General features: G+C 71.5%; 22 protein-coding genes and 1 pseudogene. 11 read left to right on the top strand and 12 right to left on the bottom strand.

Features of this window, described 5'->3' with window-relative positions:
• The 3 genes from Pka01_RS06615 to Pka01_RS06605 are packed head-to-tail and all read right to left on the bottom strand — an operon-like array spanning position 1 to position 2,512.
• Entirely contained in the window at positions 1-402 is a 402-nt protein-coding gene (locus tag Pka01_RS06615) for an FmdB family zinc ribbon protein (protein WP_203881717.1), read from the bottom strand.
• A 9-nt stretch (positions 403-411) separates the two neighbouring features.
• On the bottom strand, positions 412-1,698 hold the full coding sequence (locus Pka01_RS06610) for a hydroxyacid-oxoacid transhydrogenase (RefSeq protein WP_203881716.1): 1,287 nt from the start codon (positions 1,696-1,698) through the stop codon (positions 412-414).
• 13 nt (positions 1,699-1,711) lie between these two features.
• The gene (locus Pka01_RS06605) at positions 1,712-2,512 is read right to left on the bottom strand and encodes an N-acyl homoserine lactonase family protein (protein ID WP_203881715.1); all 801 of its coding nucleotides are present in this window, start codon (positions 2,510-2,512) and stop codon (positions 1,712-1,714) included.
• 133 nt (positions 2,513-2,645) lie between these two features.
• On the opposite strand from Pka01_RS06605, the gene Pka01_RS06600 reads away from it, so the two are divergent.
• Complete coding sequence (locus Pka01_RS06600; RefSeq protein WP_203881714.1) at positions 2,646-3,350, top strand: GntR family transcriptional regulator; 705 nt, start codon at positions 2,646-2,648, stop codon at positions 3,348-3,350.
• 19 nt (positions 3,351-3,369) lie between these two features.
• Here Pka01_RS06600 and Pka01_RS06595 read toward each other — a convergent pair whose 3' ends face one another.
• The gene (locus Pka01_RS06595; RefSeq protein WP_203881713.1) at positions 3,370-4,194 is read right to left on the bottom strand and encodes an alpha/beta fold hydrolase; all 825 of its coding nucleotides are present in this window, start codon (positions 4,192-4,194) and stop codon (positions 3,370-3,372) included.
• A 63-nt stretch (positions 4,195-4,257) separates the two neighbouring features.
• Here Pka01_RS06595 and Pka01_RS06590 point away from each other — a divergent pair, with 63 nt between their 5' ends.
• The 3 genes from Pka01_RS06590 (at position 4,258) to Pka01_RS06580 (ending at position 8,629) form a co-directional block, all read left to right on the top strand.
• Entirely contained in the window at positions 4,258-4,695 is a 438-nt protein-coding gene (locus tag Pka01_RS06590; RefSeq protein ID WP_203881712.1) for a MarR family winged helix-turn-helix transcriptional regulator, read from the top strand.
• Positions 4,696-4,776: 81 nt separating this feature from the next.
• Positions 4,777-7,512: a LuxR C-terminal-related transcriptional regulator gene (locus Pka01_RS06585; RefSeq protein WP_203881711.1), complete on the top strand. Its 2,736-nt coding sequence runs from the start codon at positions 4,777-4,779 to the stop codon at positions 7,510-7,512.
• 208 nt (positions 7,513-7,720) lie between these two features.
• Entirely contained in the window at positions 7,721-8,629 is a 909-nt protein-coding gene (locus Pka01_RS06580) for an alpha/beta hydrolase family protein (RefSeq protein WP_203882005.1), read from the top strand.
• On the opposite strand, the gene Pka01_RS06575 is transcribed toward Pka01_RS06580, so the two are convergent.
• Positions 8,626-9,249 carry a DedA family protein gene (locus Pka01_RS06575; protein WP_203881710.1) on the bottom strand — a complete coding sequence of 208 codons (624 nt, stop codon included), beginning with the start codon at positions 9,247-9,249 and terminating at the stop codon, positions 8,626-8,628. The two genes, Pka01_RS06580 and Pka01_RS06575, sit on opposite strands and share 4 nt — an antisense overlap.
• On the opposite strand from Pka01_RS06575, the gene Pka01_RS41165 reads away from it, so the two are divergent.
• The 4 genes and pseudogenes from Pka01_RS41165 to Pka01_RS06560 all read left to right on the top strand — a co-directional run bounded on the left by Pka01_RS41165 (position 9,248) and on the right by Pka01_RS06560 (position 11,301).
• Positions 9,248-9,373 carry a hypothetical protein gene (locus Pka01_RS41165; RefSeq protein WP_275414434.1) on the top strand — a complete coding sequence of 42 codons (126 nt, stop codon included), beginning with the start codon at positions 9,248-9,250 and terminating at the stop codon, positions 9,371-9,373. The two genes, Pka01_RS06575 and Pka01_RS41165, sit on opposite strands and share 2 nt — an antisense overlap.
• A gap of 10 nt (positions 9,374-9,383) precedes the next feature.
• Positions 9,384-10,160 (top strand): annotated as a pseudogene (locus tag Pka01_RS06570) (histidine kinase); the annotation flags it as partial.
• 184 nt (positions 10,161-10,344) lie between these two features.
• A complete protein-coding gene (locus tag Pka01_RS06565) occupies positions 10,345-10,590 on the top strand; it encodes a sensor histidine kinase (protein ID WP_345337655.1) in 246 nt (81 codons plus the stop codon).
• A gap of 12 nt (positions 10,591-10,602) precedes the next feature.
• Positions 10,603-11,301, top strand: a complete 699-nt coding sequence (locus Pka01_RS06560; RefSeq protein WP_203881707.1) for a response regulator — start codon at positions 10,603-10,605, stop codon at positions 11,299-11,301.
• Here the strand turns inward: Pka01_RS06560 and Pka01_RS06555 are convergent.
• The 4 genes from Pka01_RS06555 to Pka01_RS06540 form a co-directional block, all read right to left on the bottom strand.
• Positions 11,270-12,526, bottom strand: coding sequence for a PP2C family protein-serine/threonine phosphatase (locus Pka01_RS06555; RefSeq protein WP_203881706.1), 1,257 nt, complete (start codon positions 12,524-12,526; stop codon positions 11,270-11,272). The genes Pka01_RS06560 and Pka01_RS06555 overlap by 32 nt on opposite strands.
• A 198-nt stretch (positions 12,527-12,724) precedes the next feature.
• Positions 12,725-13,603, bottom strand: a complete 879-nt coding sequence (locus Pka01_RS06550) for a helix-turn-helix transcriptional regulator (RefSeq protein WP_203881705.1) — start codon at positions 13,601-13,603, stop codon at positions 12,725-12,727.
• The gene (locus Pka01_RS06545; protein ID WP_203881704.1) at positions 13,600-14,811 is read right to left on the bottom strand and encodes a sensor histidine kinase; all 1,212 of its coding nucleotides are present in this window, start codon (positions 14,809-14,811) and stop codon (positions 13,600-13,602) included. The genes Pka01_RS06550 and Pka01_RS06545 overlap by 4 nt, the downstream gene beginning before the upstream one ends.
• A 126-nt stretch (positions 14,812-14,937) precedes the next feature.
• Positions 14,938-15,399, bottom strand: coding sequence for a PPOX class F420-dependent oxidoreductase (locus Pka01_RS06540; RefSeq protein ID WP_203881703.1), 462 nt, complete (start codon positions 15,397-15,399; stop codon positions 14,938-14,940).
• A gap of 254 nt (positions 15,400-15,653) precedes the next feature.
• On the opposite strand from Pka01_RS06540, the gene Pka01_RS06535 reads away from it, so the two are divergent.
• Positions 15,654-15,848, top strand: coding sequence for a DUF5999 family protein (locus Pka01_RS06535; protein ID WP_203881702.1), 195 nt, complete (start codon positions 15,654-15,656; stop codon positions 15,846-15,848).
• Between the two features lie 8 nt (positions 15,849-15,856).
• Entirely contained in the window at positions 15,857-16,399 is a 543-nt protein-coding gene (locus Pka01_RS06530) for an ATP-binding protein (RefSeq protein ID WP_203881701.1), read from the top strand.
• Here the strand turns inward: Pka01_RS06530 and Pka01_RS06525 are convergent.
• A complete protein-coding gene (locus tag Pka01_RS06525; protein WP_203881700.1) occupies positions 16,356-18,707 on the bottom strand; it encodes an ATP-binding protein in 2,352 nt (783 codons plus the stop codon). The two genes, Pka01_RS06530 and Pka01_RS06525, sit on opposite strands and share 44 nt — an antisense overlap.
• A 121-nt stretch (positions 18,708-18,828) precedes the next feature.
• On the opposite strand from Pka01_RS06525, the gene Pka01_RS06520 reads away from it, so the two are divergent.
• Entirely contained in the window at positions 18,829-21,165 is a 2,337-nt protein-coding gene (locus Pka01_RS06520; RefSeq protein ID WP_203881699.1) for an ATP-binding protein, read from the top strand.
• A 462-nt stretch (positions 21,166-21,627) separates the two neighbouring features.
• Here the strand turns inward: Pka01_RS06520 and Pka01_RS06515 are convergent, their stop codons facing one another.
• Both Pka01_RS06515 and rhaI read right to left on the bottom strand, forming a co-directional pair.
• Positions 21,628-23,676, bottom strand: a complete 2,049-nt coding sequence (locus Pka01_RS06515) for a bifunctional aldolase/short-chain dehydrogenase (protein ID WP_203881698.1) — start codon at positions 23,674-23,676, stop codon at positions 21,628-21,630.
• A gap of 33 nt (positions 23,677-23,709) precedes the next feature.
• Positions 23,710-24,861, bottom strand: a complete 1,152-nt coding sequence (rhaI, locus tag Pka01_RS06510) for an L-rhamnose isomerase (protein ID WP_203881697.1) — start codon at positions 24,859-24,861, stop codon at positions 23,710-23,712.
• Positions 24,862-24,918 lie beyond the last annotated feature (57 nt).

The following is a 24,918-nucleotide window of genomic DNA, read 5'->3' as shown; positions in this document are numbered from 1 at the left end:
TCAGGATCCCCCCTCCCCGGCGGCCCCGCCGGCATGCCCGTGCGGGTGGGGGTGGGGCCGGTCGCCCGCGCGCAGCGGCGCGTTCTCGTAACGCCCCTCGTGGGCGATGACCGGGCGCCGGTCCCCTGCGAGCTCGGGGTGGCGTTCCTCCAGGTCACGCCTAGCCTCGGCGGTCCGCCGCAGCCTTGTGACGTACTCGCGGTCGCCGCCGTACGTGCCCCGCCAGGTCTGGGGCATCATCGCGGCGGGCGGAGGGGTGCGGGCGGCGCCCCCGATGCCGAACCGACTGGGGACCTTGCCGGTGGCCGCGCCGCAGTGCGGGCAGTCGGGCAGCGGCGCGGAGAAGGACTGGATGACCTCGAACCGATGCCCGCCGTCGCAGCGAAGCTCGTATATCGCCATGTCGTCACCTCACCAGAGCGCTATCGAGCGGGTCAGGATGCCCGCGGCGTCGTCCTCGGAGACCGGCCGGGGGGAGGTCGCGAGCAGCCGCTGCTGCTTCATCGCGCCCTCCACCAGGGCGGGCACGTCGGCCTCGTCGTAGCCCACGCCGCCGATGCCGTTCGGGATGCCGATGTCGCGCATCAGGGCCATCAGCACGCCGGGGAGAAGCTCAGCGAGATCGTCGGGCTTGTCCGCGGCCGGGTCGAGCAGCTCGGCGGCGCGCAGATGCCGCTCGGGCTCGGCCTCGAACGTGAACCTGAACGCCTCGGGAGCGGTCAGCGCGACGGCCATGCCGTGCGGCACCATCGGCTCGTCGGCCGGATAGCCGTCCGGGTGGAAGTCCCTGACCCGCCCGGCGATCGGGTAGGCGTTGGCGTGGGGGATGTGCACGCCCGCGTTGCCGAAGCCGAGGCCGGCGAAGGTGGCCGCCAGGGCCATGTCCGCCCGGGCCGCCGCGTCGTCCCCCTGGCGTACGGCCCGGCGGAACGAGCCGGAGAGCAGGCGCAGCGCGCGCTCGGACCACATGTCGGCCACGGGATTCGACCCGCAGTACGGCACCCGCTCCTCCGGGCGCTTGTGCTCGAAGGACGTGTACGGCCTGGCCGTGTAGCTCTCCAGCGCGTGGCAGAGGATGTCCATCCCCGCCGCCGCGGTCACCCCGGCCGGCTGGGTCAGCGTCAGGTCGGGATCGACGACCGCGAGGACGGGGCGCAGCCGCACGTGGCTGATCCCGGTCTTGACCTTCTGGTCCAGCACGTCGAGCACGCAGATGGTGGTGCTCTCCGAGCCCGTGCCCGTGGTCGTGGGCACCGCGACCAGCGGCTTGAGCGGCTGGGAGGGGGCCCGGCCGCCTCCGACCGGCCCGTTGACGTAGTCCATCAGCTCGCCGGGGTTGGTGGTGAGGAGGTTGACGGCCTTGGCCGTGTCGATGCTCGATCCTCCCCCGACGGCGACGAACGCGTCCCAGGGGCCGGTCGCGCGCGCGTGCTCGATGGCGGCGGCCAGGCTCTCGTCGGTCGGCTCGACGTGCGCGCCGTCGTAGACGACGGCCTCCATGCCGTAGGTGGCGATCTGGTCGGCGACCCGCTGGGGCCCGCCGGTCGCCGCGACCCCGGGGTCGGTGACCACGAGGACGCGGCGCACGCCGTACTGGGCGAGATCGAAGCCGATCTCCCCCGACGCGCCGGGGCCGAACTTGAGGGCGGGCGCGCCGTAGGTGAAGACGGACTCGGGATTGGCGGGAGCGCTGTTCACGGGTCGCCTCCCCTCAGCTGTAGAAGCCGTGGGGAGCGGTGCGCATGGCGCGCAGCTGCTCCGTGTCGTGGCCGAAGATCACATTGGCCTGCGACCGTTCGGCGATCGAGCGGATCTTCTCGACGGAGGCGTACCAGGCGTTCAGGTCGTTGACGATGGCCGCGGGAGTGGCGGGCGGCCCGTAGGAGTCGCCCATGTAGACGGCGTCCGAAGTGAAGATCATGGTGCCGGACTCCGGGAGGTCGACCCGCATGGCCATGGTCCCGGGGGTGTGCCCGGGAGCCTCGATGAGCGTGACGCCGGGAAGGATCTCGGTGTCGCCGGACACCGTCTCGAAGTCGAGGCCCTCGTAGTCGGCCTTCAGGTGCGCCCCGGTGAACGCGCCCTCGTAGCCGAAGGCGAACTCCTTCTCCTTGTCGTTGCAGACCAGGCGAGCACCGGTGCCCGCGAACATCCGGACGTTGCCCGCGTGGTCGAAGTGCAGGTGGGAGAGCACCACGTAGTCGAGGCTCTCCGGGCTCACGCCGAGCCGGCCGAGGTTGGCGTCGAGGTACTGCTCGTCGGATACCTGGTCGTAGGGGAAGAACTCCTGGAGGCCGGTGGGGAGCCAGCGGGTCTCCCAGTCGCGGGGGCAGCTGGTGTCCCACAGGAGGGTGCCCTCGTCGGTCTCGACGAGTACGGCGTGGGTGGTGCAGGAGTACCACTCGACCGGCTTTTCCCGCTCGGTTCTCGGTCTGATGGAACGGCCCGGCTTGAGCAGCAGCCAGGTCAGGTCACAGCTCATCGCTCCGCAGTCGAGGACATGCACTTTCATGCCAATTCCTCCGTTTTGCACTGTTACCAGCAGATTTCCGAATCTGGCATGTAGCATGCTGCATGTCAACGATGGACAGAACGATGTTCGGGGATAGGGTCCCCCGCGCGGATCCGGATCCGGAAGGTGCCCAGTGCTAGCGGTCGACGGCACGTCCAGCCTCACGGAGCAGGTCATCGAGTCCGTCCGCGAGGCCATCCACTCCGGCGAGCTGCGCCCCGGCGAGCTCTATTCGGTGTATCGGCTCGCCGCCCAGCTCAACGTGTCACGCACCCCGGTCCGCGAGGCGATGCTCCGGCTGGCCGAGGCCGGCATGGTGCGGTTCGAGCGCAGCCGCGGCTTCCGTGTGCTCAGACGCGATCCCCGGGAGATCGCCGAGGTGTTCCACCTCCGCCTGCTGCTGGAGGTGCCGGCCGCCCGCATCGCCGCGGGCCGGGCGGACCCCGCCCTGATCGAGGCCATGCGCGCCGAGCTCGACGCCATGCGCGCGGCCGCCGGCGACCACGACGAGCCCCGTTTCATGCGGCACGACCGCGCCTTCCACGAGCTCCTGCTCACCGCGGGCGCCAACCGCAAGCTCGTCAGCGTGGCGGGCAACCTGCGCGACGCGACGATGACGCTGGGCGCCTCCACCGTCGACCGCTCCCGGACCCTGGCCGACATCGCCGCCGAGCACGAGCCCATCCTCACCGCCGTCGAGGCCGGCGACGCCGACGCCACCGGCCGGGCGATGCGCTCCCACCTCGCGCACACGGGCGAGCTGCTGCTCGCCCAGGCCGCAGCAGAGAACGGCGTCGCCGCCGCGCCCGAGGACGTCGATCTGATCCACGGCACGTGAGCGCGCCCCACCGAGTGCGTCATCTCCCCAGCAGGTCGTGGACCCTGGCCGCGTACGCCCGGGGATGGGTCAGGTTGCCGTTGTGGCCGCCGGGGAACTCCTGGGCCTCGACACCGAGCAGGGCGGCGAGCTCGACCGCGCAGCGGTGGTCGAAAACGGTCCGCGGCGTGGCCCGGCCGACCGCAGGGATGATCCGGACCGGCGAGCCCGCCAGCCCGCCGACCTCGAGCTTGTCCCGGGCGACGGCGGCGAAGTCGTTCTCGACGAAGAACGCGAAGTTCGCCTTCCTGCGGTCGTCCATCGGAAACCGGGTGACGCCCGGCTCGGTCTCCTGGGCGAGAGGATCGATGCCGAGGACGCGCGCGACCTCGGCGAACGTCGCCGCCAATCCCTCCCGCCGGTAGAGGTCCCGCAATTCGAGGAGCTCATGCTCCTGCCGCACCGCCAGTTCGCTCGGCAGCAGCCGGGGCGCGACCGGCTCATGGGCGATCAGCGTGTGGAGCGTCCCGGGGTGCTCGATCGCCAGATGAAGGCCGAGGACCGCGCCGAAGCTGCAGCCGAGCATGAAGGCGGGCTCGTCGGTCACCTCGCCCAGCAGGCGCCGTACGTCGTCGGTGTGATCCGCGACGGTGGCGCCCGCGGCCGGATCGTCGAGCGTGCTGCGGGACAGGCCGCGGCGGTCGTAGGTCACCACCGTGTAGGCGGCCGCCAGATGGTCGACCATGTCGCGGCTGCGTCCCGCGTCTCCCTCCCCGCTCTGCGAGATGAGCAGCACCGGTCCGCTGCCGCGGACCTCGTAGTAGAGCCTCGCGCCGGGCACGCGCATCATTTCCGCGGTTTCCATGAGCAGTTCCTTCCGGTCAAATACATCAATCTTGATGCATCTATTTTGATGTATCATGGATGCATGAACGGTGTCGAGCTCTTCCTCCTCGGACGGACCCTGATGAAGATCGGGGAGGAGGCCATGCCCACACAGGGCGTCGAGCGCACCGGCGTGCGAACCGTCCTGGTGGTGGTGAGCGACCTGAGGGACCATCCGGAGACCTCGGTCGGCGAGATCGCCGCCCGCACCGGCCTGCCGCAGAGCGCCGTGTCGGGCGCCGTCGCCCGGCTCAAGGAGGCGGGCTCCATCGTGACGGAGCCCGATCCGCGAGACCGCCGCCGCGTACTGATCCGGCACGCGCCCGAGGTCTCCCCGCGGCTCGAGGAGGTACGCGCCTCGTCGATCGAAGGGGCGATCGCCGCGGCGGCGGGAACCAACGACCCCGGGCAGGTGGCCGAGATCGTGGCCACGCTCGAGTCGCTCGCGCGCCGGTTGTCCCCCGGGAGCGCGCATCGGTGAAATCACCAGTTGTCTGCTGATGCGCTAACCCAGCCGACATTTCCCTTTCAGGGATGACATGTGCGCGTAACACTGGGGAGCGTGTCTCGCGCCCCCCGGACTGTTCAGGCACCGGTGCTGCGCGGCCGGCACGAGGAGCAGGAGTCGCTGAGGCGGTTGCTCGCCGGGGCGCGCACCTCGTCGGGCGGGGCGGTGATCCTGCTCGGCGCCGCCGGCATAGGCAAGACCGCGCTGCTCGACCTCGCCGCGGCGGAGGCGCATGACTTCACGGTGCTGAGGGTCTGCGGTGTGGAGCCGGAGGCGCAGGTCGCGTTCTCCGGGCTGCACGGCCTGTTGCGGCCGGTCACGACGGCGTTCGCGGCGCTGCCGCCCGCCCGCGCCGCCATCCTGCGCCGGGTGCTGGAACTGGGCGTGGCCGACGCCGGGCTCGCGCTGCCGGCGGCGGCGCTCGACCTGCTCTCGGCCGTCGCGGCCGGGAAACCTCTGCTCGTCTGCGTCGACGACGTGCACCACCTCGACGCGTCCAGCCGGGACGTGCTCTTCTTCGCCGCCCGCCGCGTGGCCGGGGAACGCGTCGCGCTGGTCTTCACCGCGGACGCCGGATACACCGGGCCCGGCGGCGTCCCGTCCCACGCGCTCGCTCCTCTCACCGGGGCCGCGACACGGGAACTGACCGACGACCTGTCACCCGTACGGCTCGGCGACGACCTGCGGGCGTCGCTGGAACGCATCGCCCAGGGCAACCCGCTCGCGCTCTGCGAACTCGTCGGCTCACTCACCCCCGACCAGCTGACGGGGGCGGCCCCGCCACCGGAATCGCTGCCTCCGTCCGGAAGGTTGTGGCGCGCGCACGCCGCCCGCCTGGCCGGTCTGCCCTCCGGGACCCGGGACCTCCTGCTCCTTATCGCGGCCGATCCCGACCTGGACACGGCGACGCTGCTGCGCGCCTCCGGCCCGAGATGCCCGCTCGTCGGCCTCGAGCCGGCGGAGAGATCGAACATCGTCCGGACGGCGGGTGACCGGTACGTCTTCGACGAGCCCGCCATGCGCGCGGTGGTGTACGACGGCGCCTCGGCCGCCCGGAGGCGTGCTGCGCACAGCGTGCTGGCGGACCTCCTCGACGCCGGTCACCAGCGCCTGCGCCGGGCCTGGCACCGCGCGGCCGCCCTCGAAGGCCCAGCCGAGGAACTGGGCGACGAACTCGCCGCCGCGGCCGAGGCGACCCGCCGCCAAGGCGGCCACCCCGAGCCGTTCCTCGCCTTCGAACGCGCCGCCGAACTGACCGGACGCGGGGACGTCAGGGCGGCGCGGCTGGCGTCCGCCGCCCGGCACGCGTCGATCGCGGGCCGGCCCCAGCACGCCAGGTCGCTGCTCGCGCGGCTGCGCTCGCTGACGATCAGCGAGGAGACGCGCGGCCGGGCGGACCTGCTGCAGGGCAGCCTGGAGTTGCTCGCGGGAGAGACGGCGAGCGCCCACGACAAGTTCCTCGCCGCGGCCGGGTGGCTCCTCGACCGCGACCGTGGGCTGGGCGTCCGCGCGCTCGTGCGCGCCGCGGAGGCGAGCTACTTCGCCGGGGACAACCAGCGGTTCATCGCCATCGCCCGCCAGACCGCCGCCGTACGACGTTCCGACGACTCGCCCGCCACCCAGCTCATGTTCGAGTACCTGGCCGGGCTGGCGGCGACCTTCAAGGGGCGGCACGCCGAGGCCGCCGGGCCGCTGCGCCGGGTGCTGCGGCTCGCCTCGTCCGTCCGCAATCCCGCGATGCCGGTCTGGGCGGGCGTCGCGAGCCTCCTGCTCGGCGAGGACGGGCACGCCCACATGCTCGCCACGAGAGCCGTGGAGGTGGCGCGCAACCGGGGAAGCGACTCCGCGCTGCCGCACCTGCTGGAGTCGGTCATCCAGGCCGAGATCTGGATGGGCCGGTACGACTCCGTCGCGGCCAACGCCATGGAGGGTCTCCGGCTGGCCCAGGAGACCGGACGGCTGAACGCCGCCGGCCACCACCTGGCGTGGCTCGCCCTCACCGCGGCCGTCCAGGGCGACGAGGAGACCTGCAGGATCCGGGCGCAGGCGGCCTTCGAACTCGCCGACGCCCACGGGCTCGGGGTCGCCGCCGCCCTGGGCAACTGGGCGCTGGCCCACCTCGACCTCGCGGCGGGCCGCGTCGCCGACGCCGCCGCCCGTCTGGGGGCCGAACGCAGGAACAACCACGTCGTGGTGCGGGTCATGGCGACCCCCACCTTCATCGAGGCGGCCGCGCGCACGGGCGACCGGGAGCAGGCCGCGGCCGCGCTCCGGGTGCTGGACCGATGGGCGGACAGCACCCGGAGCCCCGACAGGCTCGCGCTGGCGATGCGCTGCCAGGCGCTCCTCGCCGAGCCCGGCGAGGCGGAGCGCCTCTTCCGCGACGCCCTCGACCTGCATCAGCAGGGCTCGTGCGACTTCGAGACCGCGCGCACGCAACTGCTGTTCGGCGGCGTCCTGCGCAGAGGGCGGCGGCCCACCGCCGCCAGGCGGCACCTGCGCGATGCGCTCGAGACGTTCGAAAGGCTCGGCGCCCGCCAGTGGGCCGAGCAGGCGGGCGGCGAGTTGCGGGCCTCGGGCCAGACCGTCCGGCCCGCCCTGTCACCGAAGACCGACCAACTGACGGCCCAGCAACTGCAGATCGCCCGGCTCGTCGCGGACGGGGCCACCAACCGCGAGGTCGCGGCCCGCCTCTATCTGAGCCCGCGCACCGTCGAGCACCACCTCAGGAACATCTTCGCCAAACTCGGCATCCGCTCCCGCGTGGAACTGGTCCGGCTGCTGTCATGACCCGTGCCACCACACCGGGTCAGCTCACCGAGTCGTGACAAGGCACGTGATTTCGCCGATGCCGGGGCGGCACGGCGACCGAACAATGGCGACGGTCAGCAGCCAGCGGGAACCCCCACCCGGCGCCAGCCGTCCAGCGCACTGAACCGGACGGCCGCCTGCGTGGCTCCCCATTTACCGCAGGGAGCACAGCAACGTGCAGCCACGGATGATCCCCTCCCGTCCCGTCACCCCCTCTCCCACCCGGCGTCCCCGCGCCGCCCGGCTGGTCGCCGCCGTCGGCCTGGCGGTCTCCATGGCCGTGGGCAGCGTCGCCTTCGGCACCGGCGCCCAGGCCGCGGACAACCCGTACGAGCGCGGCCCCGCTCCCACCAACGCGAGCATCGAGGCCTCCCGCGGCCCGTTCGCCACCGCGCAGACCTCGGTCTCCTCGCTCGTCACCGGATTCGGCGGCGGCACCATCTACTACCCGACCGACACGAGCCAGGGGACCTTCGGCGCCATCGCGATCTCCCCAGGGTTCACCGCGAGGTGGTCGAGTCTCAGCTGGCTCGGTCCCCGCCTGGCCTCGCAGGGCTTCGTGGTCATCGGCATCGAGACCGACTCCATCTACGACCAGCCGGACAGCCGGGGCCGCCAGCTCCTGGCGGCGCTCGACTACCTCGTGCAGTCGAGTTCGGTGCGCAGCAGGATCGACTCGAGCAGGCTCGCCGTCGCGGGCCACTCGATGGGCGGAGGCGGCACGCTGGAGGCCGCGGCCTCACGTCCGTCGCTGCAGGCGGCCATCCCGCTCGCGCCGTGGAACCTGACCAAGAGCTGGTCGGGGGTCCGCGTCCCGACGATGATCATCGGGGGCGAGTCGGACACCGTCGCCCCGGTGGCGTCGCACTCGGAGCCGTTCTACAACAGCATCCCGGCGTCGTCGGAGAAGGCGTACATGGAACTCAACGGCGCCTCGCACTTCTTCCCACAGACGTCGAACACCACGATGGCGAAGTACATGATCTCGTGGATGAAGCGCTTCATCGACAACGACACCCGCTATGACCAGTTCCTCTGCCCGGCGCCGAGGAGCACCGCGATCCAGGAGTACCGCGACACCTGCCCCCACGCCTAGAGATCAGCCGGCACCTGCCGCCTGGCGGCCCGCCCGCGCAGGTGCCGGCCCACCTCGGTGGCGACCGTGACAGTGATCGCGATGCCGAGGCCGAGCAGCAGTCCCTTGAACGGATCGTCCTCGAAGGCCATGCCGCCGACGACCCCGATCAGCGTGGAGTACACCGCCCACGAGACCGCGGCGACGGCGTCGAAGAGCGAGAACCGCCGCAGCGGATACCCGGCGCCGCCGGCGGTCAGCGTCGCCGCCGTGCGTCCGCCGGGGATGTAACGCGCGACCACGAGCAGCAGGCCGCCGCGCTCCGCGAGCGCACGTTCGGCCCACTCGAAGGCGGCGCGGCCCCGAGTGCCGGGCCCGAACCGCCTGAGCATCCGGCGCCCACCCGCCCGACCGAGGAGATAGGAGACGTGGTCCCGGGCGAACGCGCCGAGCGCCGCCACGGCGATCACGAAGACCGCCTCGGGCCGGCCGGTCGCGGCGAAGACGCCGGCGGTGATGACCGCCGTTTCGCTGGGCACCGCGGGGAAGAACCCGTCGACCAACGCGACCGCGAAGAGCGCGAGGTAGACCCAGGGGGACGTCATGACCTGTCCGAGCAGGTCGAGGATCGCATCGGTCATGATGACCGACGCTACGGACGACGGCCTGCCCGGCGCCGCGGACGAACGGCACCGCCCACCCCCCACCTTCGGCAGGGGCCGGGTGGTCCTCACGGAGGAGGGCGGCCCGCGTCCCGGCTTGTAGCGTCGAGATCATGACGCGATGGATTCGCCGGGCGAACAGCCGGGAGATCCTCGCCGACCTCCTCCTCTGGGCCGTGTTGTGCCTGCCGATCGTGCTCCCGCCCCGCGACCCCTACGCCTGGGAACCGCTGGCCGGCAACACGCTGGTCCTCGTCGTGCTGGCGGGCATGTCCGTCGTCACGGCCGCCGTTCTGGTCAGCCGGGCGGCGCCCCTCGCCGCCATGGTGGTCGTCCTCGTCATGGGGCCGTGGCGGGCGACGGAGTCGCTGGCCACCGTCCAGCTCTGGCAGTTGGGCACCATCGTGAAGGTGGGACCCGTGAACGGGTTCACGCTCGCGATCGTGGCCCTCAGCTACCTGGCCGGACGGCGGATGGACCGGCCGCGCGCCGCCCTGCGGATCTTCGGCTTGATCTTCGGTGTCGGGGGCGCCGTCGCGCTCGTCGCATCCTCCGGTCCCGTTCCGCAGGAGACCGTCTGGGTCCCGATCCTCTCGGGTGTGCTCATCAGCAGCCTGCTGCCGTGGGCGGTGGGACGCCACGTCCGGAGGCGGGTCGAGCGGCGCGACCGCGAGCGGCACATGGTGGCCGATCAGGCCAGGCTCCGCGAGCGGGCCCGCATCGCCGGGGACATGCACGACTCGCTCGGACACGAACTCGCGCTCATCGCGCTGCGCGCCGGCGCGCTGGAGATGGCACCCGATCTCGACGACCGGCATCGGGCCTCGGCGGCCTCGCTGCGCCAGGCGGCGGCAGCGACGACGGAACGGCTCCGCCAGGCGATCGGGATGCTCAGAGAGGACGGCGAGCCGCCACCGCTCGGCCCGCACCACGAGAACATCTCGGCACTGGTCGAGCGGGTGAGGGCCTCGGGGATGCCGGTCGAGTTGACGGACGCCTCCTCGCTCTCGTGGCAGGCCGGCGACCGACGACCACTGGGAGCGTTCGCTGGCGCGCAACGCGGCGTACCGCGTCGTGCAGGAGGCCATCACGAACGCCGCCAGGCACGCTCCCGGGGCGCCCGTTTCCGTGGTCGTCGAGCAGGATCCCGGTTCCGTGACCGTGTCGGTCTCCAATCCCGCGCAGACGGCCGCGATCGGTGACGGCACCGGCCTGGTCGGCCTCCGCGAGCGGGTACGGCTGGCGGGCGGCTCCTTCCACGCCGGACCGAGGGACGGCAGGTTCGAGGTGGTCGCCCGCCTGCCGTACGACAGCGAGTAGGTGGGATCAGCAATGATCAAGGTGGTTCTGGCCGACGACGAGGCGATGATCAGGGCCGGAGTCCGGGCGATCCTGGCCACGGATCCGGAGATCGAGGTCGTGGCCGAGGCGGGCGACGGACGTGAGGCCGTCCAACTCACGCTCGCGTGCCGGCCCGACGTGGCACTTCTCGACATCCGCATGCCCGGCCTCGACGGGCTCGCCGCCGCGGCCGAGATCCGCCGCGCGGCGCCGGACACGGGGGTGGTGATGCTGACGACGTTCGGCGAGGACGAGTACATCGCCCGCGCGCTGGGCGAGGGGGCTGGCGGATTCCTCCTCAAGTCCGGCGATCCGCGGGAGCTGATCGCCGGGGTCCGTGCGGTGGCGGGCGGCGCCGCGTATCTGTCGCCCGAGGTGGCCCACCGGGTGATCACCCGGCTCGATCGGGGGCGGATGCGCCGGGCGGCCGACGCGCGGTCCCGGGCGGAAGGCCTGACACCACGCGAGCGCGACGTGCTCGCCCTCCTGGGCGCGGGCCTGTCCAACGCCCAGATCGGCACACGGCTCCATCTGGTCGAGGGGACCGTCAAGGCCCACGTGAGCGCCATCCTCGCCCACCTCGGAGTCGGCAACCGCGTCCAGGCCGCGATCGTGGCCTACGAGGCCGATCTGGTGGAGCCGGAGACCTCCTCCGGGGTCACGAGCCCCACACGTACCCGGTCACCCTGACCACGCGGGCCACGACCACCGTCACATCGTCCTTCGGGCCGTGGCGGTAGGCCGTCCGGAGCAGGACCTCCGCGCACGCCTGCGGGGCGGCGTGGAAATACCGGCCGACGACCGCCTGGATCTCGGGGAACGACAACACTCCCGTCAGGCCGTTGGAGGCGAGCACCACCAGCGCCCCCGGCCGCACGACCGTGGTCTCCACGTCACCGGCCACCCGTTCGGTCGCGCCGACGGCCCGGACGATCGGGTCCAGCCCCACGGAGTGCGGGGTCGTCAGCATCTCGCCCTCGTCGGGCGCGGTGAACAGGAAGATGCTCCCGCTGCCGACGTGCGCGGAGACCAGCGCCCACCCGCCGACGACCTCGGCGAGCATCACCACGTCGAGGGTGGTCGCCATCCCGGCCAGTTCGGGGATCTCCTCCCCCTTCCCCCGAAGGGTGGCGTTGGCGAACTCCAGGCTGTCGCGGAGCGCCTGCCGGGGATCGAGCGTGTCCCCCGCCTGGTCGGCCACGACCGCTCCGAGAGCGAGGGCCGACGCCCAGCGGCTCTCCGTCGCCCGGGTGATCCCGTCGGCCATCGCGATCAGCTGTTCCTGGATGAGGTACCCGTCCGCGTTCTCACCCAGGTTCCCCGCGTTCGTACGGCCGGCCGCATCGAACTTCACCAGGGGCACGGGGTGTGGCCGCGCGCCCGGCCCCGGACGCGGGGCCCGCCGGCCGATCACGTCGGGGCCTCGCCGGGGAACGCCGTCGTCCGGCGCCGGGCGGGGTGAGGCGACCAGCGGGGCCAGCGGCAGGCCGGACCAGTCGTGGCGCCCCGCCGAGCCGTCGCCGCCAGCGTTGTCGGTGTCATCCGCGTCGCCGGTGTCGCCGGTGTCGCCGGTGTGGGCCGCCCCGTCGGGGGCGTCCGGCCCCGAAGCGTCGTCGGGCAGAGGCTTGTCGGACAGAGGCTCGTCGGACAGGGGGTCGTCGAACCCGGTCTCGCCGGGCCTGGGGTCCTCCGGGGCCTCGACGTCGCCGCCCGCCGCCGTGGGCCCTGCCGGGTGAGCCCCGCCGGCACCGCCAGGCACGGACCCGCCGCCCTCTACGCCCGGCCCGCGCGGCGGCGTCCGCCGTTCCATGCCCCGCGCGTATTGGACGCCCCTGTTCTCGCTGGCCGCGAACGCGATGATCCCGCAGATCACGAGACCCGCCACAGCCGCCGAGGCCGCAAGCGTGACTATCACTCAGCCCGCCCCAGGGGTGTCGCCGACGATCTCTCTACCTCTTTCTCGCGATGTCCCGTTCACCGGCCGCACGGCGAACACAGCTCACCCAGGATCGGCCTGTGCCGCCGCGCCCGCATGAGGTCCAGCCCCTAATCGGCCCGGAAAGGGCCGAAAGGGCATTGTGATCACAAAAGGGGCCTCTGCGATAGGCCCCCGTCACTCCTCACCGGCGATCAGCCTCCCGATCCGGGTCTCCCACAGGCGGTGGGGATTGCGATGCCGCTCGGTGAAGTACATGGCGAGCAGGAGCCGCTCGGCCGTGGACGCTCGCGCGACGTGGATCTTCACCAGGACGTTGGCGAGGTGACTCTCCAGCGTCTTCGGTGAGATGTGCAGCTCGGCCGCCACCGCGGACCTGCTGTACCCGTCGGCCAGCATCGCCAGGATCTGGATCTGCCTTTCGGTCAGCCGCTCGATCAGGTGGGGCCGTTCCATGGGGGCGACCGGGACGACGTGCCGGGGGTCCAGCCGTTCGAGCGGCAGCGCACGGCAGGCGGCGACGATCGTGTCCCGCTCGGCGGCGAAGTGGCCGGGAGGCAGCCCGGCGCGCGCGCCCGCGACATCGGGGCGCGCGCCGAACGCGAGCTCCGTGAGCAGCGCCTCCTGCGTCGTGGACCAGGCCAGCGTCCCCGCGGCCGCGGCGTCCAGGAGCGCCGACGCGAGCTGCGGCGACAGATGCGCCTCACCCTCGCCCGCGTGCGCCAGCGCCGTGGCCACACTGCCGGGATGTCCCGCCGCCCTCGGCAACACGCTCAATGCGCCCAGGGCGAGCGCCCTGACCTGGATCTGCCAGTCGACGCGATCGGTCCAGACGACGGTGGGGCGCCGGCTCAGCACCTCGGCGTCCTCGTGCCTGCCCTCGACCGTCATGTCGAGCAGGCAGACGTCGAATTCCACCGTGGCGGCGGACAGCGACGCGATGTCGTACGTCTTGAGCACGATCTCGAACCGGGTGTCCGCGTCCAGTGCCTCGACGATCGCGTCGCGCATCGCGGCGTGCGCGTCGACCACGGCCACGGCGAGGGGAGCGCTCATCCCGCCCCCTCCGCGACGACCGCGGCCAGCGGGAACTCGATGATCACCCTGGTGTCCCCCGGCGTCGAAGGCCAGGTCAGATCACCGCCGAACGACCGGAGGCGGGACCTGATCGCGCTGAGGCTGCCCAGGACCGGCCGGTCAGGAAACCCCGGCCCGTGATCGGTGACCGCGACGGCGGCCCTGCCTCCCCGGATGTCGGCGCGCACGTAGGTGTGGTCCGTACGGGCGTGGTCGGTGACGTTCAGCAGGACCGCGCGCAGGGCGTCGGCGAAGACCGACTGCAGCCGCTCCGGCACGGTCGCGGCGTACTCGCGGAAGCTCTCCGAGATGACCGGCTCGGCGATCAGGCGTCTGTCGCGGGCGTCGAGGATCTCCCGGTGCAGGATGCGCAGCAGGGACGTGCGGTCGGTGGCCAGGCCCGTGTCGAAGAACGCGCGCAGGCGGGCGTAGTCGGCCCGCGCCGACTCGCGGAGCTCGTCGAACTCGCCAGAGCGGGCGCAGTCGTGCGCCGCGATCTTGAACAGGGTGTTGCCCCAGTGGGTGTGGAGCTCCGAGGCGAGCTGCAGGTAGGCCCGTTCCTCGGCCGCCCTGCGGCTGAGATCGGCCAGATCGGCGGCCGTACGCCGGAGATAGGCGGTTCCGCGCTCGACCACCACCGCGAGCACCACGAATCCGCTGGCCGCGATGATCGTGGTGGACTCCAGCGCCTCGGCGGGATCTCCGAGCAGCACCACCCCGAGGTAGAGGACGGTGACGGCGGCGGTCCCCGCGACGAGGATCCGCATGTTTCTGGACAGCGCCGCGCCGCTGATCTGGTCGGTCGTCCAGAAGACGAGCGGGGCCAGGGCCTCCGGCCGGTCCGTCGCAGGAGCGCCGATCCCGGCGATCACCAGCATCAGGACGCCGGTGCCGAGGTCGACCCCGGCGGTCAGGCTCCCGCCGTACTCCCTCCTGCGGACGATCCGGGCGAACAGCCAGACCGTCTCGGCGCCGCCGATGGCCAGGATCGCGGTCCCGGCCACGGGGTCGAGCCGATGGAGCATGTCCACGGCGGTCCCGGCCATCTGGAAGACGTGCAACAGCCGGAACAGCAGGAAGATGCGGGCGAGGGACCATTCCATCCGCTCACGCGCGGACCGGTACCGCTCGGCACGGTGATAACCGGCCAGGCCCCCCGATCGCGCCACGCCAGACGGAAGCCGCACCCCATCCCCTCTCCGCGCGTCGGGTCACGACCCGGACAGGCCCGTGTACCGGCCAGTAAGGAGGACGCTCCGGGGGCTGAGGAGGTTCACGATGCCGCCCCCGGAGCGGCGCAGGGACCGGAGGATCTACGCCAGGCGCGCGGGGAAGCCGCCCGTGGCGACCGGGCCCCAGCGGGTGGGGGTGATGCGGAGCAGGGACTTGCCCTGGCGCGCCATGGCCGTGCGGTACTCGTCCCAGTCGGGGTGCTCGCCCGCGATCGAGCGGAAGTAGTCCACCAAGGGCTCCACGGCCTCGGGCATGTCGAGCACCTCGGCCGTGCCGTCCACCTGGACCCACGGGCCGTCGAAGTCGTCGGACAGGACGACCACGCTCACCTGCGCGGACCGGCGGGCGTTGCGGGTCTTGGCACGTTCGGGATAGGTCGAGACGACGATCCTGCCCTCGTCGTCGACGCCACAGGTGACGGGCGACGCCTGCGGATGACCGTCACGCCGGGTCGTGATGACGATCGCCCGGTGCCGTTCCCGCAGGAATTCAAGGAGTTGCTCACGGGTGACCGTGTCCGTAGTCGCGATCTTTGGGCTCATACGGCCAACTCTAATGAGCCCTTTGCCCTCCACTGGAACCCCCAAAATGCCCAGAAACTGGCGAAATCGGGGCCGAGAGGAGGAAAAGGATCTACGTTGCGGGGCCCGTCCAGGGATACGCACTACCTACGTAGGGCGGAATGGGTACCGATACGGGGGTTTTCCCCGTGCTCTTCCAGCACTCGGACGGGAGATGCTGAAAACGTCGTCAAGAAAGTCCCATCTAACCTCAGCGAGGACAAAGGGAACGAATCATGTGCCAGCACCAGCCTCCGTGCCCTCCCGCCACCGCCTCCGATCGTGAGGCGGCCCACCTGGTCGCCTTCCACCCCGAGCAGGGATGGGGTCTCCTGTGCAACGGCGTCGTCCTCTTCGACGACACCGGCGAGCTCCTGCCCGACGGAAGCAGCATCCCGGCCCACCGTGCGAGCGTCGGCGTCGCGGCATGAGTAACGTCATGACGTCTCATCACGCCAAGGCGGGAAGCCCGCCATGGCGCATGGGAACGTCCATGTGCTTCTCACCCGTCCGTGACGAGCGGCGCACCGCCGCCAGAGAGCGGTGGACGGCCACCCGCCGCCGGCATCGTGTGATCATGGTTGAAGGACCCGAGGTGCAAATGTCGTTCTGGCCGCTGGCGGCCAACACCCGTTCCGTCGCCAGGGCACGGCGACTCACCCGCGACCGGCTAGCGGCCTGGGGCATGGAAAACGTCACCGACGTCGCCGAGTTGCTCGTCAGCGAACTGGTCACCAACGCCCTGTGTCACGCGCACGGACCGGTCGGACTGACGCTCTCGGCCGTCGAGGGCCTCCTGCGCTGCGAGGTCGAGGACGCGGGCACCGTACTGCCGAGCGCGTACTGCGCAGGACACGACGACGAGGGCGGCCGCGGCCTCTGCCTGCTCGACACCCTGGCCTGCTGCTGGGGCGGAACCCGCACGCCCACCGGCAAGGTCATGTGGTTCGAACTGCCCGCGCGTACCCCCTCCGCTCACTGAGCCACGCGGCGACCTGCGCCCGCGAGTTGAACCCCAGCTTGTTCAAGATGTGCTCGATATGCCCCTCGGCCGTGCGCTGTGAGATCACCAGCGCCGCCGCGATCTCCTTGTTACTGAGCCCCTGTGAGACGAGCTCGGCGATCTCCGTCTCCCTCCGCGTCAGCGGGGCCAGCCGAGCCGTCGGCTCCACCGGCTTCGCGCCGATCGCCTCCTCCTGCAACGCGTACGTGATCACCTCTTCGTACGGCAACGCGGCGCCGTCCCTGACCGCGGCCCGGAAGTCCTGCTCTCCCAGCGCCCGCAGAGTCAGCGCCTCACACTCGTCGTGATAGCAGGCGAGGTGGCCGAATCCCGACAGCGGGGCGCCGAGCACACCCCACACCCCCTTCAGCACACCGAGCAGCCGGGCGGCCCGCTCGAACCGTCCCTCGCCCGCGGCGATCCAGGCCAGAGTCTCCAGGCCGATCGCGACCCCGAGCGCGTCGTCGAGCGCGTCGTTGAACCTGAGGCTCTCCTTCTCCAGCGCCGTGGCCCGCCGGGCGTCCCCGAGTCGCCAGACCCCGATGCCCAGGGCCGCCGTCGCGTACGCCCGGTGCCACTTCTCCCCGTGGGCGTCGCAGATCGCCACGGCCTCTTCTGCGTCGGAGACCGCCAGCACGTCCTCCCCCACGACGGAGTGCACGAGGGACAGCCGGATGAGCGCGAGCGCGAGCCCGAGCGGATCCCCGGCGCTCCGCTGCCGGTCCACCGCCTCATGGTGCAGCTTGATCGAGGTCTCGGCCTCCCCGCGGCAGGTCGCGACCATGCCCTGGAAAAGGGTGACGTAGGCGAGCAGGCTCTCGGACCCGAGCGACTCCGCCACCGCCCCGGCCTCCTCGATCAGCGCGGCGGCCGACGGGACGTCCGCCTGGATGAGGGCGACCCAGGCCGCGGCCCACAACGCCCTGCCCCTGCCCTCGTCCGGGGCCGTTTCCGTGACCAGGCCCTCCTCCAGCCAGCGCCTGCCCTCTCCGAGGTAGTAGCCGCTGATCCAGTGGTAGAGCAGGTCGGTCGTCATCGCGAGTCCCTCGGCGCACCGGATCGGCTCCGCGAAGCAGTACTCGAGGGCGGTGCGCAGGTTGGCGTGTTCGGTCGACAGGTGCGTGAACCACTCCACCTGCGCGGGCCCGAACAGCTCGGCGCGCGCGCGGGCGGCCAGGCCCCGGTAATGATCGCAGTGCCGGCGCCGCAGCGCGGGCTCCTTGCCGGTGGCGAGGAGGCGTTCCCTGCCGTACTGCCGGACCGTGTCCAGCAGGCGGTAGCGGACCGCTCCGCGCTGCTCCTCCCTGGCGAGCACCGACTTGTCCACCAGGCCGGTCACCACGTCGAGCACGTCCCCCTTGGGGATGCCGTCACCCGAGCACACCTCCTCGGCGGCCTCGAGGTCCAGACCGCCCGCGAACACCGAGACCCGCTGCCACAGGAGCCTCTCCTGTTCCGTGCACAACTCGTAGCTCCAGTCCATCAGCGCCCGGAGCGTCCGCTGACGGGGCAGCGCCACCCTCGATCCCGAGGTGAGCAGGCGGAACCGGTCGTCCAGGCGGGTGAGGACCTGCTCCACCGACAGGGCGCGCAGCCGGGCGGCCGCGAGCTCGATGGCGAGGGGCAGGCCGTCGAGCCGGCGGCAGATCGCCGCGACGACCTCCTGGTTGCTCGGAGTCACCTCGAAGTCCGGCACCACGGCCGCCGCGCGCTCGGCGAACAACTGGATGGCGTCAGACTCCACCAGAACGTCGGACGCCAGCGGCGAGGCCTCGCGGACCGGCAACGGGGCGAGGTTGAGCGTCTGCTCGCAGGCGATGCCGAGCGGCTGCCTGCTCGTCGCCAGGACGCGAAGCTCGGGAAGGGCCCGGACCAGCGCGTCCACGAGGACGGCGCATTCAGCCAGCAGGTGCTCGCAGTTGTCGAGGACGATCAGCGCCTGCCTGCCCGCGAGGTGGTCGACGATGAGATCCAGCGGGGGCACCGGGGAGTAGTCGCGGATCTCCAGCCCCTCCGCGACCGTCTGCTCGAGCAGGTCGGGATCGTCCAGGCCGGCGAGGTCGACCAGCCAGACGCCGTCGGGGAACTGCCTGCGCGCTTCGGCGGCCGCGCGCAGCGCCAGCCGGGTCTTGCCCACTCCGCCCACGCCAGTGAGGGTCACGACGCGAGTGGCGGACAGCAGCCGACGGACCTCGGCCATCTCGTGCCGACGTCCCACGAAACTCGTCACCTCGGCGGGCAGCCCCGAGGGCCGCCGCGTCGAGCCCCCCGGTAGTACCGCGGTCATACCGCTGTCGGCACCCCGATCTCGTGCGAATTATGCCCTGCCATATTCAGGGTACATTTCTGTCCCAAACCATGCTGATCGGGTTTGACCAGGCACTTTCCGCCGCCTAGCGTTAAAAATCATGGCCGGTACGGCGTTCGCGCGGCAGGTCGGCAACCTTCCCGCCGACATGACGAGCTTCGTGGGCCGCAGACACGAGCTCGCGGAGATCAGGCGGCTCCTGTCGGTCTCACGCCTGGTGACCCTCACCGGCGTGGGCGGAGTCGGCAAGACCCGGCTCGCGCTCCGGGCCGCGTTCGAGCAACATCGGGCGTTCGACGAGGTCTGGCTGGCCGACCTGGGCGCGCTCGACGATCCCGCCCTGGTGGGTGAGACGGTCGCGACGACCGTGGGCCTGCGCGACCAGACCGCCGGGCATCCCGTGCGTGCGCTGTCGGAGTTCCTCGCCTCCCGCCGGACGCTGCTCGTCCTCGACAACTGCGAGCATCTGCTGGACGCCGTGGCCGCGCTCGCCGACACCCTCCTGCGCGGCATCCCGGAGCTTCGGATCCTCGCGACGAGCCGGCAGTCACTCGGGATCATGGGTGAGCGCGTCATGCGGGTCGCGCCCCTCCCGGTGCCAGAAGGGGACGGCGCCCGGACGCTGAAGGCCCTGGAGCGCTACGACGCGGTCACCCTCTTCATCGAGCGCGCGGCCGCCGTGCTGCCCGGATTCACCCTCGACGACGGCAACCGCGATGACGTGGCCGCCCTCTGCCGCCGGCTGGACGGCATCCCCCTCGCGATCGAACTCGCCGCCGTCCGGCTGCGGACGTTGTCGGTGCGCGGGCTGGTCGAGCGCCTCGACGATCGTTACCGCTGGCTCACCGGCGGGAGCCGTACGGCGGTGCCGCGTCAGCGGACCCTGCACGCGCTGATCGACTGGAGCTTCCAGTTGTTGTCACCCGCGGAGCAGATGTTGTGGACGCGCATGTCGGTCTTCCCCGGCAACTTCGACCTGGAGGCCGCCGAGGCCGTCTGCTCGGGCGACGGCATCGCGCGGGAGGACGTCCTCGATCTCCTCGACGGCGTGGTGGACAAGTCGTTGCTGCTCAGGGAGGAGCACACGGGCGACGTCAGGTACCGCCTGCTGGAGACCCTGCGCGCGTTCGCCAGGGCCCGTGACGGTGGACCGGACGAGCACCGGGCGCTGGCACGCCGGCATCGGGACTTCTACCTGCGGCTCACGGATCAGGCGGCGGCGGAGTGGTTCGGCCCCCGGCAGGTCGCCTGGTACACCCGGCTCAAGCTCGAACAGGACAATCTCCGGGCCGCACTGGAGTTCTGCCTGCGAGAGCCCGGCGAGGCCGCGACCGGGCTCCGGATGGCCACCGACCTGCACCGGCCGCACTGGCTGCCCAATTCACTGTTCATCCAGGGCCGCCACTGGATCGGCCGCATGCTCGAAGCGGAACCCGGCCGCACCGAGGCCCGCGCGCGGGCGTTGTGCACCGCGGCCTGGCTGGCCTTCACCCAGGGGGACGCCCCAGCGGGCGAGCCGCTGCTGGAGGAGGCCACCGGCCTGGCCCGCGAGCTGGATGATCCGGTGAGCCTGTCCCAGGTGCGCCTGATCTCCGGCAAGGCCGCGCACAACCGCGGCGACTTCGAGGGCGCCGTTCCGCTCCTCGAGGAGGCCGTCACCCTGCTCACCGCCGCCGGAGACGGCTTCGCGGTCGCGATCGCGCTTCTCGCTCTGGCGGACGCGACCGGCTGCCTCGGGGATCCGGCGCGCGCGGGCGACCTGTTCGAACGGGGTCTCGCGTGGTCCGCCGATCACGAGGAGAGCTGGTGCCGCGCCTGGACCCTGGCGATATTCGCCATCCATCTGTGGCGGCAGGGCGAGAACGAGCGGGCGACGGCCGCGGCGCGGGAGAGTCTGGTCCTCGGCCGGGCGTTCGACGACAGGCTGAGCCTGGCGACCGCCGTCGAGGTCCTCGCCTGGATCCTCGCCGCGGAAGGGCACCATCCGAAGGCGGCCCGCATGCTCGGCGCGGCCGACGCCATCGCCCAAACGGTCGGCGTCTCCACGTTGCGGATGGGACGGTACGTCGAGCAGCACGAGGAGTGCGTCGCCGCCCTCACCGGTCAGCTCGGTGCCAAGAGACTCGCCCGCGCGATGCAGCAGGGCGGCCGGTTGACGCTGGAAGAGGCCGTCGCGGAGGCGCTCGGTGGCGAGCGGGCGGGCGAGGAACCGGAGACGGCCGCCTCCGCGGCTTCGCCGCTGACCGCGCGTGAACTGGAGATCGCCGAGCTGATCGCCCAGGGATTGAGCAACAAGGAGATCGCCGCCGCCCTCGTGGTCGCCCAGCGGACCGCGGAAGGCCATGTCGAGCACATCCTGGCCAAGCTGGGCTACACCTCACGCGCCCAGATCGCCGCCTGGATGACAGCCCAAAAAGCCGACCAAGACCCCGCGTGACAAAACCCCGCGTGATCACGCATAGAAACCCCTGGGGATGCTTCATACGCACAAACCCCTGGGCGTGATCATGCACGGATTCGGGTGGGTACGGCCTGGCCTGCGCGTTCTCCCAGCGTGATCATGCACGGATTCTGGGACACATCGCGTGACCTGCCCGAACACGTTTCGTGATCATGCACTGCAGCAGACCTGTATGGTGCGACCCGCCCGAGCGCCTGACCGATGAAGCTCAACGCGCCACCGCCCAGCTGGTGAAGGCCGAGTCGGCAGCGCCGCCCATTGCATGATCACGAATTGCGTTTCACCACTTCAGGCACCCCTCTGCCGAATCTGCGCATGATCACGAATGGTGTTTGCGCAGGCCAGGCCGTACGGGCTCGAGCCTGTGCATGATCACGCCATCAGCTTCAGCCGGCCTCCAACCTCCCGCCCCCGGCCCCCGGCCCCCGGCCACTCAAGTCAGCGGAGGAAGGCGGCGGGGACTCCGGCGTCCACGGGGACGTGCATGCCCGTGGTGAGGGAGAGGTCCCCTCCGGTGAGGGCGAAGACGGCGGCGGCGATGTGCTCGGGGAGCACCTCGCGCTTGAGCAGCGTCCGCTGGGCGTAGAACTCGCCGAGCTTCTCCTCCGGCACGCCGTACACGGCCGCGCGGTTGGCCCCCCACCCAGACGCGAAGATGCCCGAACCGCGGACCACGCCGTCCGGGTTGATCCCGTTCACCCGGATGCCGTGCTCTCCCAGCTCGGCCGCGAGCAGCCGCACCTGGTGGGCCTGGTCGGCCTTGGCCGCGCCGTACGCCACGTTGTTTGGCCCGGCGAACACGGAGTTCTTGGATGCGATGTAGACGACGTCGCCGCCCATGCGCTGCGCGATCATCACACGGGCGCTCTCCCGGGTGACGAGAAACGAGCCGCGCGCCATGACGTCGTGCTGGCGGTCCCAGTCGTCCGCCGTGGTCTCCAGCAGGGACCGCGACAGCGACAGCCCCGCGTTGTTGACGATCAGGTCGATGCCGCCGAAGGCCAGCACCGCCTGTCGTACAGCGGAGACGATCTGCGCCTCGTCGATGACGTCGACCTGTACGGCTGTCGCGACGTCCTCGGGCCGGTGGGCCCTGGCCCCGATCTCCGCGGCGATCTTCTCAGCGGCGGCGAAGTCACGGTCGGCGACGACCACGCAGGCTCCCTCGGCGGCCAGCCGCCGGGCCGTCGCCGCCCCGATGCCCGAGCCGCCACCCGTGACCAGCGCGACCCGTGTGGCCAGGGGCTTGGGCGGCGGCATGCGGCGCAGCTTGGCCTCCTCGAGCTCCCAGTACTCGATCCGGAACTTCTCCGACTCCTCGATCGGGGCGTACGTGGACAGCGCCTCCGCGCCGCGCATCACGTTGATCGCGTTGACGTAGAACTCGCCTGCCACCCGGGCGGTCTGCTTGTCCTTGCCGAAGGAGAACATGCCGACGCCCGGCACGAGCACGATCGCCGGGTCGGCGCCGCGCATCGCGGGAGAGCTCTCGGTGGCGTACCGCTCGTAGTAGGCCCGGTAGGCCTCGCGGTAGGCGGCGTGCAGTTCTTTGAGGCGGCCGATCACGTCCTCCACGGGAGCGTCGGCCGGGAGGTCGACGACCAGCGGGGCGACCTTGGTCCGCAGGAAGTGGTCCGGGCACGACGTGCCGAGCGCGGCGAGCTCGGGATGCCGCTCGCGGGCGAGGAAGTCCAGCACTTCGGGGGTCGCGGTGTAGTGGCCCACCTGGGGAGCGTCGGTCGAGCACAAGCCACGGACCACCGGGAACAGGGCGGCGGCGCGCTCGCGCCTCACGTCGTCGGCCGGCGGTTCGTAACCCGGCCTGACCGGCCCGAACGGCTCGGGCGCGCCGTAACCGGCGATGTACGCCTCAGCGGTGCGGATCATCCACAGCGAGTTGGCCTCGCACTCCGCCGACGTCTCACCCCAGGCGGTGATGCCGTGACCGCCCAGGATGACGCCCACCGCCTGCGGGTTGGCCGCCTTGATCCCGGCGATGTCGAGGCCGAGCTGGAAACCGGGCCGTCGCCACGGAACCCACACCACCCGGTCGCCGTAGATCCGCCGGGTGAGTTCTTCGCCGTCGGCGGCGGCCGCGATCGCGATGCCCGCGTCGGGGTGGAGGTGGTCGACGTGCGCCGCGTCGAGCAGACCGTGCATGGCCGTGTCGATGGACGGCGCCGCGCCTCCCTTGCCGAAGGCGCAGAATTCGAAGGCCGCGACCATCTCGTCCTCGCGCTCGACGCCCGGGTAGACGGCGGTCAGCGCACGCAGCCTGTCCAGCCTGAGTACGGCGAGGCCCGCCTCGGTGAGCGTGCCGAGGTCGCCGCCCGACCCCTTGACCCACATGAGCTCGACGGCGGTGCCCGTGACGGGGTCGACGGCCTCGCCCTTGGCGGAGGCGTTGCCCCCGGCGAAGTTGGTGTTGCGCGGATCCGCCCCGAGAGCGTGCGCGCGCTGAAGCAGCTGCTCAACCGGCATGGTCATGATATTTCCCCCTATATCGCTGAAACGCGCTGGTCAGGCGCCCCAGCCGGCCTGCGTGCCGCCCACGCGTTCGGTCCGGATCTTCTCGAAGTAGCCCGAGCGGGCGTAGGCCTTCATCGGGTCGGGGTCCAGTCCCATCTCCTGGCGCAGTTCGGCGAGGATCGGGCGGACGTCGGTGTTGTAGGCGTCCATCAGCACCGCGTTGGCGCCGAGCACGTCACCCTCCGCCTGCGCGGCGGCCAGTGCGTCGGCGTCGACGAGCAGCGCCTTGGCGGTGGCCTCCTGCACGTTCATGACCGAGCGGATCTGGCCGGGGATCTTGGGCTCGATGTTGTGGCACTGGTCGAGCATGAACGCCACGTCGGACGTGTACCCGCCGCCGCGGATCACCTCGTACATGATCCTGAACAGCTGGAACGGGTCGGCCGCGCCGACCATCAGGTCGTCGTCGGCGTAGAACCGGGAGTTGAAGTCGAAGCCGCCGAGTTTCCCCTCCCGCAGCAGGAACGCCACGATGAACTCGATGTTCGTCCCCGGTGCGTGGTGCCCGGTGTCCACGACCACCTGCGCCTTCGGTCCGAGGCGGACGCAGTGGGCGTAGGCGGTTCCCCAGTCGGGCACGTCGGTCACGTAGAACGCCGGCTCGAAGAGCTTGTACTCCAGCAGGAAGCGCTGGTCGTCGCCGAGCCGGTCGTAGACGGCGGACAGCGCCTCGGCCAGCCGGTCCTGCCGCGAACGGATGTCGTCCTGGCCGGGATAGTTCGTGCCGTCGGAGAACCACAGCTTGAGGGTGTCCGACCCGGTCTGGTCCATGATGTCCACGCACTCCAGCAGGTGGTCGAGCGCCTTGCGCCGCACCGCCGGGTCGGGATTGGTGACGCTGCCGAGCCGATAGGCGTCGTCCTGGAACACGTTGGAGTTGATGGCCCCGATCCGCACGCCCAGGTCGGTCGCGTGCCGGGCGAGGTCTGCGTAGTCGTCGACCTTGTCCCACGGGATGTGCAGGGCCACCGTCGGCGCCACCCCCGTGAACGCGTGCACCTGGGCGGCGTCGGCGAGCTTCTCGTACGGGTCGCGGGGGACGCCCTCCTGGGCGAACACCTTGAACCGCGTGCCGCTGTTGGCATACGCCCAGGAAGGCGTCTCGATGTGCTGCCGCCGCAACGCCGCCTTGATGTCGCTCATGGAATCCCCGATTCAGTCGAGTCAGTTTCAGTGCAGATCAGTCGAGATCAGTTGAAA

It is taken from the genome of Planotetraspora kaengkrachanensis (assembly GCF_016862895.1).
Lineage (GTDB): Bacteria > Actinomycetota > Actinomycetes > Streptosporangiales > Streptosporangiaceae > Planotetraspora > Planotetraspora kaengkrachanensis.
This window is presented reverse-complemented; position numbering and strand designations above follow the sequence as displayed.

Coding starts and splice junctions, on each gene's coding strand:
- Pka01_RS06595 (WP_203881713.1), bottom strand. CDS start 4,194: ATGGAAACCGCGGAAATGATGCGCGTGCCCGGCGCGAGGCTCTACTAC.
- Pka01_RS06525 (WP_203881700.1), bottom strand. CDS start 18,707: ATGACCGCGGTACTACCGGGGGGCTCGACGCGGCGGCCCTCGGGGCTG.
- Pka01_RS06530 (WP_203881701.1), top strand. CDS start 15,857: ATGACGTCTCATCACGCCAAGGCGGGAAGCCCGCCATGGCGCATGGGA.
- Pka01_RS06540 (WP_203881703.1), bottom strand. CDS start 15,399: ATGAGCCCAAAGATCGCGACTACGGACACGGTCACCCGTGAGCAACTC.
- Pka01_RS41165 (WP_275414434.1), top strand. CDS start 9,248: ATGATGACCGACGCTACGGACGACGGCCTGCCCGGCGCCGCGGACGAA.
- Pka01_RS06590 (WP_203881712.1), top strand. CDS start 4,258: ATGAACGGTGTCGAGCTCTTCCTCCTCGGACGGACCCTGATGAAGATC.
- Pka01_RS06515 (WP_203881698.1), bottom strand. CDS start 23,676: ATGACCATGCCGGTTGAGCAGCTGCTTCAGCGCGCGCACGCTCTCGGG.
- Pka01_RS06560 (WP_203881707.1), top strand. CDS start 10,603: ATGATCAAGGTGGTTCTGGCCGACGACGAGGCGATGATCAGGGCCGGA.
- Pka01_RS06575 (WP_203881710.1), bottom strand. CDS start 9,249: ATGACCGATGCGATCCTCGACCTGCTCGGACAGGTCATGACGTCCCCC.
- Pka01_RS06550 (WP_203881705.1), bottom strand. CDS start 13,603: ATGAGCGCTCCCCTCGCCGTGGCCGTGGTCGACGCGCACGCCGCGATG.
- Pka01_RS06615 (WP_203881717.1), bottom strand. CDS start 402: ATGGCGATATACGAGCTTCGCTGCGACGGCGGGCATCGGTTCGAGGTC.
- Pka01_RS06605 (WP_203881715.1), bottom strand. CDS start 2,512: ATGAAAGTGCATGTCCTCGACTGCGGAGCGATGAGCTGTGACCTGACC.
- Pka01_RS06520 (WP_203881699.1), top strand. CDS start 18,829: ATGGCCGGTACGGCGTTCGCGCGGCAGGTCGGCAACCTTCCCGCCGAC.
- rhaI (WP_203881697.1), bottom strand. CDS start 24,861: ATGAGCGACATCAAGGCGGCGTTGCGGCGGCAGCACATCGAGACGCCT.
- Pka01_RS06580 (WP_203882005.1), top strand. CDS start 7,721: ATGATCCCCTCCCGTCCCGTCACCCCCTCTCCCACCCGGCGTCCCCGC.
- Pka01_RS06535 (WP_203881702.1), top strand. CDS start 15,654: ATGTGCCAGCACCAGCCTCCGTGCCCTCCCGCCACCGCCTCCGATCGT.